Source organism: Sphingomonas sp. GW821-FHT04B01, assembly GCF_059420425.1.
Genome location: NZ_JBWKTR010000025.1, coordinates 1 through 10,931, shown reverse-complemented (window position 1 = coordinate 10,931; position 10,931 = coordinate 1). Strand labels below are relative to the sequence as shown.

The 10,931-nt window shown below is 54.8% G+C and carries 9 protein-coding genes; all 9 read right to left on the bottom strand.

Annotated elements, in window-relative coordinates:
• Positions 1–92: 92 nt before the first annotated feature.
• Positions 93–1,010: a LysR family transcriptional regulator gene (locus AC07UH_RS21315; RefSeq protein ID WP_495182191.1), complete on the bottom strand. Its 918-nt coding sequence runs from the start codon at positions 1,008–1,010 to the stop codon at positions 93–95.
• A 148-nt stretch (positions 1,011–1,158) separates the two neighbouring features.
• Positions 1,159–1,479 carry a thioredoxin gene (gene trxA, locus AC07UH_RS21310; RefSeq protein ID WP_495182190.1) on the bottom strand — a complete coding sequence of 107 codons (321 nt, stop codon included), beginning with the start codon at positions 1,477–1,479 and terminating at the stop codon, positions 1,159–1,161.
• Positions 1,480–1,599: 120 nt separating this feature from the next.
• Entirely contained in the window at positions 1,600–2,358 is a 759-nt protein-coding gene (locus tag AC07UH_RS21305; RefSeq protein WP_495182189.1) for an SDR family NAD(P)-dependent oxidoreductase, read from the bottom strand.
• 41 nt (positions 2,359–2,399) lie between these two features.
• Positions 2,400–3,338: an enoyl-CoA hydratase gene (locus AC07UH_RS21300; RefSeq protein WP_495182188.1), complete on the bottom strand. Its 939-nt coding sequence runs from the start codon at positions 3,336–3,338 to the stop codon at positions 2,400–2,402.
• A gap of 10 nt (positions 3,339–3,348) precedes the next feature.
• Positions 3,349–4,500, bottom strand: coding sequence for an acyl-CoA dehydrogenase family protein (locus tag AC07UH_RS21295; protein ID WP_495182187.1), 1,152 nt, complete (start codon positions 4,498–4,500; stop codon positions 3,349–3,351).
• A 67-nt stretch (positions 4,501–4,567) separates the two neighbouring features.
• On the bottom strand, positions 4,568–6,046 hold the full coding sequence (locus AC07UH_RS21290) for an AMP-binding protein (RefSeq protein ID WP_495182186.1): 1,479 nt from the start codon (positions 6,044–6,046) through the stop codon (positions 4,568–4,570).
• A gap of 67 nt (positions 6,047–6,113) precedes the next feature.
• Positions 6,114–7,232 carry a DUF2817 domain-containing protein gene (locus AC07UH_RS21285; protein WP_495182185.1) on the bottom strand — a complete coding sequence of 373 codons (1,119 nt, stop codon included), beginning with the start codon at positions 7,230–7,232 and terminating at the stop codon, positions 6,114–6,116.
• A gap of 251 nt (positions 7,233–7,483) precedes the next feature.
• Complete coding sequence (locus AC07UH_RS21280) at positions 7,484–8,221, bottom strand: EthD domain-containing protein (protein ID WP_495182184.1); 738 nt, start codon at positions 8,219–8,221, stop codon at positions 7,484–7,486.
• 210 nt (positions 8,222–8,431) lie between these two features.
• Positions 8,432–10,651, bottom strand: a complete 2,220-nt coding sequence (locus AC07UH_RS21275) for a TonB-dependent receptor (protein WP_495182183.1) — start codon at positions 10,649–10,651, stop codon at positions 8,432–8,434.
• Positions 10,652–10,931 lie beyond the last annotated feature (280 nt).

Below are 10,931 nucleotides of genomic sequence, written 5' to 3'. Positions count from 1 at the left end.
AATAGATACGGCTGTCAGGTTACGGTGTTTTTCTGCCGCCCGTTTCCCGGCTTGGACCGCCGCTTTATGCAATCAGCGACGTTGCCTTCTCATCAAGCGGCCCGGTTGAGCGCAGAGGCATCATCAGGAAGGGCCTCCCTGCAGGCCTGTATAAAAGCCTTTACTGCAGGGAATGGTACCCACCTTGCTCGAGTGGCACAGCACAATTGAAGTACACTGAGGGGCTCATCAACATCGAGCGCTACAAAACCTTGGAATTCGGCGGACTGAACGCGTTCCATGGGGGCTATGCCAATCGCGTCGGACTGGGCCACGATCTTTTTCGCGGTCGGTAGAAAATCAACCACATGCAGCCTGTCCATTGGCGGCGTGGTGGTGGTCGCGAAAATGCTATTGATCTCTACGCAATATGGGGGCGACGGCGTCGGAATAACCAGATCGAAGTCGGACAATGCCCGCATTGATACGGGTTCCATATCAATCAGCGGATGGTCGGATCGGACGAAAAAGGCCAGCCGTAGCGAACCGACTGCTTCCCTATTGAAATCGGGGTGTTCAGCAAAGGCATCATCTACGCCGAGCACGACATCTACGCTGCCATTCCGCAGGCTCTGCGCCATTCTGTCAAAACTCGCGCTGCTCACATCAAGACGAATGGACGGGTATCTGGCGAGGGTTTTTGCGATTGGAGCAATAGCTATATCTTCAAGCATTCCTGGGCAAATGCCTAAGCGCAGCGGCCCGGCGTATGGCTGAGCCCGACGGGTTGATTGCATAAGATCATCAAGATCGTCCAGAATTCTGGACGATCTGTCAATGAAGGCGCGCCCCCCTTCAGTCAGTATGACCCCCTTGGGAGTGCGCTGAAAAATAGAGTATCCAAGGCGCTGTTCGAGATCTGCGACCCGCTTCGTTATAGCCGACTGGGTAACTCGCGCATGTGAGGCTGCGGCGGTAAATGAGCCGGATCCTGCCACTAAAACTGCATATCTGATCGCATCGTCGAGCATCCGCAAAAGTAACTTGCAGATGCATGCCGTGTCAAGAAATTTGCTCGGGCAAGATAGGATCAACCGTAAGGTTGGCACTAATATCAAAATATACCATATTAAAAAATAATATGCTTTGGCTAAATCTATGGAATGAGTAACGATGTAATTACAGTTCGGACTCCAGCCACGACTTCATCTGGCTCTTGGTCGCGGCGCCAACCTTGGTCGCAGCGATCTTGCCATTCTTGAAAAGGATCAACGTGGGAAGGCTGCGAATGCCATACTTGTTTGGTGTTTCCGTATTTTCGCTGATATCCATTTTTACGAAAATGACCCTGCCTTCCAGCTCTTCCGCAATTTCCTCTAGGGCGGGGCTGACAATTTTGCACGGGCCGCACCATTCTGCCCAGAAATCTATAAGTACAGGGCGTGATTGTTCGAGGACATTGCTCTCGAATTCGTGGTCTGAAATGTCGATGATTTCCATTTGATGTCATCCCTTTTAAAATGCGTTCAATGGAGGTGCGAGAGGAATTGCGGCTCGTCGCACGGCGCCCAGCGAAGCGCCGTGCGTCTTCCTTGGTTGGTCCTGTTTGAAGGACTGTTCTCAACCTTGAGGGACTCGTAGTGCGCCATCCAGTCGGATAACCTCGCCGTTCAGCATCACGTTTCTTATGACCTGCTCCACCAGGCTTGCGAAATCTGCTGGTTCACCCATCGCTCTAGGGAACACATATTCGTCCTCCATGCTGCTCAGGTGATCCTTGGCGGGGGTGAGAATAGGCGTATGGAAAAGTCCTGGCGCTACCGCCACTACACGGATTCCAAGCGATCCAAGGTCTCTTGCTGCTGGTAAGGTAATGCCCACGACCCCAGCCTTCGAGGCGGCATAGGCCAACTGACCTTTCTGCCCATCAAACGCAGCTATCGACGCAGTGTTGACGACCACGCCTCGCTCCCCGCGATAGCCGGCGTCGAGAGAAGCCATCATCGCAGCAGCATGTCGAAGAAAGTAAAACGTTCCAAACAAGTTAATTTTCATTACGTCTTCAAAGACCCTGGCGTCGTGCGGTCCGCTTTTCGTCAGTAATCTGCCAGCACGCAGGATGCCTGCCGTGTTGACTGCAATGCGTGCTCTTCCATGGAGGGCCGCGATGTCTGCAAAGGCTGCCTCGACTTCACTATCGGACGAGATGTCTACCTTGTAGGAAAAGCCATCCACGGCTTTGGCGAGGGCAGACGCTTCGTCTTCATCCCGGTCAAGGATAACGACCTTGGCTCCTTGTGTCGCAAGGTGACGTACCACAGCCTGACCCAGGCCCGATGCGCCTCCGGCAACGATTGCTAATTCACCATCAATTTTCATTTGCTTGATACCTGAAGATGCAGGTTGAACGGAAAAGCGCCTTAATTTTTCTCGCGCTTGGGAATGTCGAGACGCTGAAGTTGCGTGAACTCTACCAGTGTCCTGCTGTCACGCGTTGCGATATACTCGTCGATCTTCGCCCTCAATGCGGGCGGAAAACCTTCGGTTTCAACGAGAAAATCATGCTTTAGCATGTTATGTGAATGGCAGAGTTGGTGCATGGTGAACGCATATTGGGTAAGCCCCTTCCTGCCAGCCATGTCTTGTGAAGAGTTTATGAGTTCCTTTGCGAGACGAAGCCCGAATGCCGGTTTCTTGGCGATACGTCTCGCCAATTTCAATGTATAGTCATCAAGATTCTCCCGCGGGACAACCTTATTGATCATTCCGAAGCGATGCGCTTCTTCAGCGGAAATGAAGTCGGTCGTAAACAGCCACTCCTTGGCCTTGCGTGGTGGAAGTTCATAGGGGTGATTGAACATTTCGACGCCGCAGATTCCCAGATTGGGGGTAATATCGGCAAACCTGGCGTCCTCGGAGGCGATGATGAGGTCGCAAACCCATGCAAGGATCATTGCGCCAGCTATGCAGTTGCCCTGTACGGCTGCGATCGTCGGCTTTGGGAGCGCGCGCCAGCGTTCTGCCATCTCCGAATAGATTTCCTTCTCGCGACTGTAGAACCCCTCCCAACCGCCTTCATTGAAGGATCCCCACAACGACACTGTAGGATAGTCTTCAACATCGCTTCGTTCGGTCATGCTGACGTCATGGCCTGCGCTGAAGTCGCTCCCTTCAGCGCGCAGAATGATCACCTTGACAGTGCTGTCGAGCGCAGCGCGCCTGAATGCCGCGTCGAGGGCATATGTGAGGTCAAGACCTTGCGCATTTTTTACTTTCGGGCGGTTCAGGCTGATGCTGGCAACACCACCGTCGAGAACTTCATATGCAATCTGGTCTTCAGATTTAATATTATTTGCCATTGGAATTTCCTCAACCTCTCGCGATATCGCGGCCAATCACTTCCTTCATGATCTCCGACGTGCCGCCGTAGATCCGCTGAACGCGAGCATCTTTCCAAAGTCGGGCAATCTCGTACTCGTTCATATACCCCGCTCCGCCGTGAAGCTGGAGGCAAGCATCGACGACTTGCCATTGCATTTCTGTGTGCCAGAGCTTCGCCGCCGCTGCTGCTTCTGCTGTCAGTTTCCCTTGGATGTGTTCAGCAAGACAGTGATCGATATGGCTCCAGCCGACCTGAAGGCGAACCTTCATTTCCGCTAGTTGGAAGCGTGTATTCTGGAAATCGATGACCTGCCGGCCAAACGCAGATCGTTCCTTGACGAAAGCTACCGCAACATCGAATGCTCTCTGTGCGGCCGCTTGAGCTCCAATGGCCAGAGACAGTCGCTCCTTTGGCAGTTGAGCCATCAGTTGGGCAAAGCCGTCACCCTCATTGCCCAGCAAGCATGACTCCGGCACCTCTACTCCGTCGAAGAATAGCTCCGAGGTATCGGTCAGGTCTTGCCCAATCTTGTCGAGTTTCCGACCTCTCCTAAAGCCATCAAGCGTTGGATCGACGAGGAAGAGAGATATGCTTCGTCCACTCCTGTCGGAACTCGTCTTGGTCGCGACGATAAACAAGTCGGCCGTCTGCCCGGAACTGATAAATGTCTTTGATCCATTGATGACATAGCCGTTTGCCGTGCGCTTGGCCGTCGTTCTTATGCCTTGGAGATCCGAGCCGGCGCCTGGCTCGGTCATGGCGACGCCTACGATGCCCTCACCGCTTACCATGCGGCCGAGCCATGCCCTTTTCTGCGCGATGCTGCCGTAGTGGGCGATGTAATCGACCATCATGTCCGAATGCACCGTCAGGCTTGTGACCGGCAGGGCGTAGGACATCTCTTCGTTCACGACGCAATTGAAACGGAAATCCAGCCCGAGCCCACCGAACTCTTCCGGCGCACCGGGGCAGAGGAAGCCAGCCTCGCCGAACTTCAGCCACGTCGAACGAGTGAGCGTGCCAGAGGCGATGCTCTCTTGGATTTCCTGAACCATGCCCCGGTCGATTTGTCTCCGGACATTTTCCCGGAAATGGATCAGGTCATCATCAAATAAGGGGCGGTTATGCGGTATTGCCATGTTGAGCTTCCAATGGAGATGTTTTCATTCGGCTATCGGTGGATCTGCGGCAGAGATCGCGGTTTGCCTATGCGGGCGGCTGGTTCGACGGATCGCATTCTGCCGCATCTGAAATTCGCTCCGCCCTGAGTTGCGAACGGCGTACCTTGCCTGCCTCGTCCCGGAGTACGGTTTCGGTGAACTCGATGGACCGTGGAATCTTGTAGGCAGCTAATTGACTGCGCGCAAAGTCTGCAAGGTGTTGCTCATCCAGATCACCGGACCATTCCGGTCTTTTTCGAACGATAGCATGTACCGATGCGCCAAGATCTTCATGGGGAAGCCCAATAACGACGGCACAGTCGACACCGGGGTGCGCCATCAAGGCGTTCTCGACTTCGGCAGGGTAGATGTTTACTCCGCCCGATATGACCAAGTCTGTTCGTCGGTCTGCCAGATAAAGATACCCGTCGCTGTCGACATAACCATAGTCGCCGAGTGAATCGAGGCCACCTGCTGATGATGCGACGTCATCTCCAAGGTAGTGATAGGTGGTCCGACCGTTCTCCGGGGCCATGTAGATCTCCCCGATCGTACCCGGTGGAACGTCGTTGCCACTCTCATCCTTTACACGGAGCGCGTAGCCCGGGATCGTCCTTCCGACAGAACCCTTATGTGACAGCCATTCCGAACCACTGATGATCGTACCGCCGGTGGCTTCTGTACCTCCGTACACTTCCCACACCTTTTCTTTCCCGATCCAGTCGATGAGCGACTCTTTCAGCCAGGAAGGCATAGGCGCGGCCATGTGCCAGAGCGTCCTCAGGCTCGTCAGGTCGAAAGCATTCCTCTGCTCTTCAGGCAGTCGCCAGATCCTCAGAAGCATGGTTGGCACCATGTTGGCCCACTCAACGTCATGCTCGCAAATGAGGCGAAGGGCTTCGAGCGGATCGAAGCGTCGCATGCCGATGACCGTATTGCCTTTGAAGAGCGCTTCATGGGTAAACCGGAAGGGAGAGTTATGATAGAGGGGTCCGGGATTGAGGATCGCACTCCGCTCCGGCATGATGAAACCGATCTGTGAGGGATCGACGGCGGCGGGTTGGTGATCGACGACGATCTTGGGGCGGCCGGTTGATCCGCCGGAGGACGTTGCTTTCCAGTAAGTCGAGGTTGAAGAGGGAAGCCTCCCTTCTCGTTTGCTTCTCAGGTCACCAGGAACTGTGCCACCAAAACGTGACACAACGTTACTCGCCTCGCTGATCAGGAGACGGGGAGCAGCAACCTCGAGTATCGCTCCCAGTTCAGTCTCGGGAAGTTTCGGGGACACTACATGTGGTGTGGCTCCCGCTTTCCAAATGGCGAAGGACAGCTTGTAGAATTCGCAGCCATTTGGCATTGCGAGCGTGACTAGATCGTTTTCACCAACGCCTCGATCTATAAGTGCGTGCGCCATCTCCGTGGAGGCGTTATCAAGATCCGCCCAACTAACGACGTCTCCGTCAAAGATTATCGCATTTCTCTCCATGCCGAACTCCCGGGAGAAAAATCCCGGTACGTCCGCCATCCTTATCGTTGTCATATCTTCCCCCAAGGCGCTTATATCTGCCGATTAGTAGTCAGCATTGATTTGATCAGGTCCAGCGCAGGAGCCCCTCATATGCGCGATACTGGGCAGCAAGACCCTTCTCGATTGCCGCGAGCCTCCATTCAGGATCAGTGGGATAGAGCCGTTCCATCATCTTGGACTTCAAGACATCTCTGGGCCAATCCGACTGTCCTGATCCAAATTTGAGCCAGCGATCGATGCGAAGCGCGTCAGCGATCTCCGCATTGTTGTACGTGCCCACCTCGATGACCAGGCCGGCCCACTCTGCATCAGGCTTGATGCTCGGGAGCCAAGCGGACAGCATTCCGGTGTAGTTGGGAACGACGCCTGATGAGAGTTCCATCGACTCTGACAGCGATGACCGCGCGGCGTCGCCCATCCATTGAAAGACGCGCTCATACGGTGGTGAGCCCTGTTGGCTCAGGCACATATAGCAAAGGTCGCCATAGGCGCCGATGCCGGTATGCCAGTCGATGTAGGCAATCTTCTTCGAATTCTTCAGGACTTGAGGGAGGTGTTCAGCCAGCACCCGGTGGGACCAAGTCGGCGCTGTGCCGCTGTAATTCAGGCCCGTTGGCTCGATAGACTGACCCCCGGTAGCGGCGTCGATGACACGTTGTCGGCCATATTTCTTAATCAGTTCAGAGAAGGTGCTCAGCCATTCAAGATTGGCCTCAGTCCAATCGTCGGGACACCAGCACTCGTGCAGGGACCTATAGATTTCATCCTCTGCGCCACCGACCGGAAAGTCGCGGAAATTGCGATTCAGGTCAACATTGTCCTCGTTGGTCCGCGAGGAATGCGAGACTGCCCAAGGATTCAGCGCGTGAACTGCCACAATGTTTGTTTCGCTCTCAAGCGCAATCTGGCGCAGAAATGCGATCTGGATTGCAGAACCTGCCATACCCTCCTGTCCGTGGGTTCCCGAGACCAGCAGCAATGATCGTTCGACTGCCGGATTTCCCATAATGGCGATGTCTATGAAGAGCTCTTCGCCTTCCGATCCTCGCAGCGTGGGATGGGGAAACGACAGGAGCTTTGCTCCTCGCTCTGCGACGACGTCGAGAAACAGTTTGCGGGCATGTGCATATGTCGCGGCAAACCCCGAAAGAATGTCGTTTTCCCGGGTATCATTCTGAACCATGTTGACCCCTTTGCTAAGTTCCGAGCGCATTTCCGCCGGAACATTGCGAAATGTGCGAGCTCTGGCGGATAGGTCCAACAGCTAGTGGAATTGCCGATGCAGTCGAATGACTTCCGGTAGGCAGCTATGCCGAAAAGTCGTTTCGCCTCGGGCTATTTTGCTGCGGGCGTCGAAGAACCGGCCCCATTTGGTTGACAGTAGCGCTAACGGAAGCAGGGATGCATCGACAACGGCGCGCTGCTGGTGCGAAACTATACCTTCATTCGCGTTAGTCCGTTTGCAGGCGCTTCTCCCACATTCCAGAGTAGCTTGGCCTCGGTGAGCACCATGGTCTCGCGCTGCACATCGAAGAACCGGCTATAGCCTGCTGCAAGACGAACCCGCTCCTCAGCCTCGAGAAACTTGGGGACGAAGTCAGGGCTGTCGAACCAGAATTCATCGACCGCGTCTGCACTTGATGCGCTGTCAAATCCATGCGGAAATTTCTGCGGCCGATCTTGAACATAGGTGGCAGCGATGGTGCGAATTTCCGTGTCATGCGACATGTGCCTCGCATATGTCGCCTCCCAGAAGTTCCGGGCTTCAGAAGGATCAACGTCAGCCCGGAAATTCCCAAAGCGGAAGAGCTTGAAAGGCCCGTCCTTGTTTGGACCGAACTGAAAACATGGCATTGCAGCGACGAGGATGATCTCGTCCAGCTTCACAAAGCGCTGCACGTCGTCCCAGAGTACCATCTGGTCTGGCTCTGAACTGGCGTCCCAGAAAGACTGCAGATTGTAAAAGCAATCTTCTGAAAGGCCAGCCCAGCCATTGGAGAATGATGAGTTGGGTTCGCCCTCGATCACGAAGTTCTGGACATACTTGCACATGTGAAGGCCATATCCGCGCGTCGAGCAGGCTATTTTCCCGTGATTTACACGATAGTGATCTTGGCACTCGTCGCGGCTCTGGCCAGCAACTGGCTTGAAGAGCGTCATCACGTTGAGCATTGAAATATCCCTGTAGTATCTTCGCGCGTGGCGCTCCGAGGGTGGAAATACAGCTGGGTTCAAGATAGAGAGGACGAGGGGGACGAGGGTCTGATCCTTTTGCAAGGCTCAAGGATCAGACCCACTATCCAGATTGGGGATCGCCCACCGAAAGCCCTTGCCTGACAAGTCGCAACGAGAACCTGGTCCAGCAAGTGATGAGGTCTGTCGTCAGTACTTCAGCCGCGCTCGAACGCCCACGATGCGAGGTGTGCCTGTACCCAGAAGGGGTCCGATCGTCGTCAGAGTGGCCCCGCTGTGATATGCCCGGTCAAACACATTGTTGGCAAACACGCCGACTTCGAAGTTTTCACTCTCCATGCCGAGGTACAAGTTCACTAAGGCGTACCGGTTCTGGCGGAGAAGATTTTGCGCATCGAAGTAGAAGGAGCCTGAGTAGCTAACGTCCGCGCGAGCCTTCAGGCTATAGCTTCCAGAGCCAATTGGCGTGGTGAACTCGGGGCTAAGCGAACCCTTGAGCCGCGGTGTGTTGGGCAGGCGATTGCCGGCGAGGTCGGGATTGATGCCGTAAAAGGTGCTTGTGCCGCTCAGGTCGAGATACTTCGTGATCTCGCCATCCAGATATGTAACGGCACCGTTGACCACGAAGCCGGAGCCAACGTTCAATCCAGCGGTGAGTTCAACACCGGTGATCTTCGATTTTCCGAGGTTGGCCTGGTATGCGAAGATTCCGGAGCTATCCAGCAACTGGACCTGTCGGTCGGTCCAGTCCATGCGAAAAGCTGACAGGCTGAATGTAGCGCGCCCGTCGAGCAGTTTGCCCTTGAGGCCCGCCTCGTAGTTCCAGATGAATTCAGGCCCGAACGTATTAGGCGCGACGGGATCGGGGGACTGCACGTTGACACCACCCGTTTTGTAGCCCTTCGAAACAGTGACATAGAGCATAAGGTCGGGATTGAAACGATACTGGATCGTCCCACGTGGAAGAAAAACTTTGCTCGTCGTCGTCTTGTTGAGATTCAAGAGTGGATTGCTACCGCCAACCTTCTGGTAGTCGTACCGTAGTCCACCACTCAGAGTGAAGTGAGTGCCAATCGGGATGGCTGCATTAGCGAAAAGTGCAATGTTCTTGTTCGTATTTACAGTATCGATGATATTGACCGGTGAAGTGACGCCAAGGAAGACATCATTATCCTCTCTCAGATCGAGAAAATAGGCACCGACGACCCAGTTAAACGTGTCAGGGCGCCCGCCAAACACTCTTAGTTCCTGGCTGAAAGATCTGCTGGTGAGGTTGTTGAATGCGACAGCCGCAAATGCGGGGTTGGGATTTCGCGTTGCAGCGCGGGAGAGGTCGAATGCCATCTCCGTCTTTGTCCTGCCATATCCGGTGATTGAGGCGATTTTTATATCGCCGAGGTCATGGGTGATATTCATGACCTCGGTCGTGGAGTTTATACGAAGGTAGCTGGGACCAGCCTGGTCGACTGTTCTGTCGTAGGACTGCAGGTTCACAAGGCCGTCGCGCAGGGATGTGTTGAACGGCGGAGCCGGCGTCAGATAGACGGCGTTCAGGTCGTAGTCCCTGGGGATATAATAGCAGTCGCTGCATCCATCTCGCGTCCGGGCGTAACTGGCAGACAGATCCACCGTGGTGTCGCCAAATTCACCTCGAAGCGCAGCTCTCGTCGATACATCGTCCTGCTTGTTGAAGTTCCTGTCACCAGTGGCGATGTTGTCTAGATAGCCGTCCCGATGATGATAGGACGCGGCAATCCCGACATAGATCTTGTCCTTGAGTAAAGGCCCGGACACATTACCTATGACTGAAGCATCATTGTACTCACCATACAGAAGTCGCAAAGATGCCTCCAGCGTGTTTCCGGGCTTCTTGGTAATGTAGTTGATCACCCCGCCGATTGCATTTGCGCCGTATAGAGTAGCTTGCGGCCCCTCCAGCACTTCCACACGCTCCAGCTCAAACAAGCCGCTATTGACCTGTCCGCGTGTGGTTCCGGTCGTGAAGCCATCGACGAAGATCTGGACTGTCGGTGTGCCGTTCTCCGAACCGGACACGCCACGTATTGAAAGGTAATTCGCGGCTCTGCCAAATGACTCGACGAGAGTGATGCTCGGGATCAGCTTGGAAATGTCAGCCAGGTTCTGGACGCGCGCTGACTCGAGGGCTTTCGAGTCCATTGCGCTCATCGTGAGCGGTACTTTGAGGAGGGATTGTCCGCCGGTCTTCTGTCCGGTGACGACAATATCCAGACTGGAAGTATCGTCTTCATTGGATACAGCATTGGGGGCAGCGGTGGGCCTGGTGGAGGGTGCCTGAGCCATCACGGGCGCGGTGGTCATCATGGCGACCACACCTGCTCCGGTGAGAAATGCCCGTCTGTAAGTCTGCTGTGCTTTGAAACTGGTCATTCAACCCCCCTTTTTTGCGGCTCTCGCCGCATTTATTTGCCCTTTAACTGTCAGGGCTCGCATTGGAGGGGGCAGGCGTCCAATTCCTTCACTTGGACGGATATGTCTTCGCGGAATGACGTCGATGCCCTGCAGGCAGGGAAAGGCATCCTCGGACCGTTGGGTTGCGCGGATGAGAACCGCACCATCTCTCCACGAGTCCGCTTAGGGGCGTCAGTAGAGGATAATTGTGAAATTCCGGCGCTGTCGACACGTTTGCATGGTGCCGGAGTTGGTCGGG

Bases quoted from the DNA above. Each gene is read 5' to 3' on its own strand.
- AC07UH_RS21275 (WP_495182183.1), bottom strand. From the start codon at position 10,651: ATGACCAGTTTCAAAGCACAGCAGACTTACAGACGGGCATTTCTCACC.
- AC07UH_RS21290 (WP_495182186.1), bottom strand. From the start codon at position 6,046: ATGGCGGACGTACCGGGATTTTTCTCCCGGGAGTTCGGCATGGAGAGA.
- AC07UH_RS21305 (WP_495182189.1), bottom strand. From the start codon at position 2,358: ATGAAAATTGATGGTGAATTAGCAATCGTTGCCGGAGGCGCATCGGGC.
- AC07UH_RS21315 (WP_495182191.1), bottom strand. From the start codon at position 1,010: ATGCTCGACGATGCGATCAGATATGCAGTTTTAGTGGCAGGATCCGGC.
- AC07UH_RS21295 (WP_495182187.1), bottom strand. From the start codon at position 4,500: ATGGCAATACCGCATAACCGCCCCTTATTTGATGATGACCTGATCCAT.
- AC07UH_RS21280 (WP_495182184.1), bottom strand. From the start codon at position 8,221: ATGCTCAACGTGATGACGCTCTTCAAGCCAGTTGCTGGCCAGAGCCGC.
- trxA (WP_495182190.1), bottom strand. From the start codon at position 1,479: ATGGAAATCATCGACATTTCAGACCACGAATTCGAGAGCAATGTCCTC.
- AC07UH_RS21285 (WP_495182185.1), bottom strand. From the start codon at position 7,232: ATGGTTCAGAATGATACCCGGGAAAACGACATTCTTTCGGGGTTTGCC.
- AC07UH_RS21300 (WP_495182188.1), bottom strand. From the start codon at position 3,338: ATGGCAAATAATATTAAATCTGAAGACCAGATTGCATATGAAGTTCTC.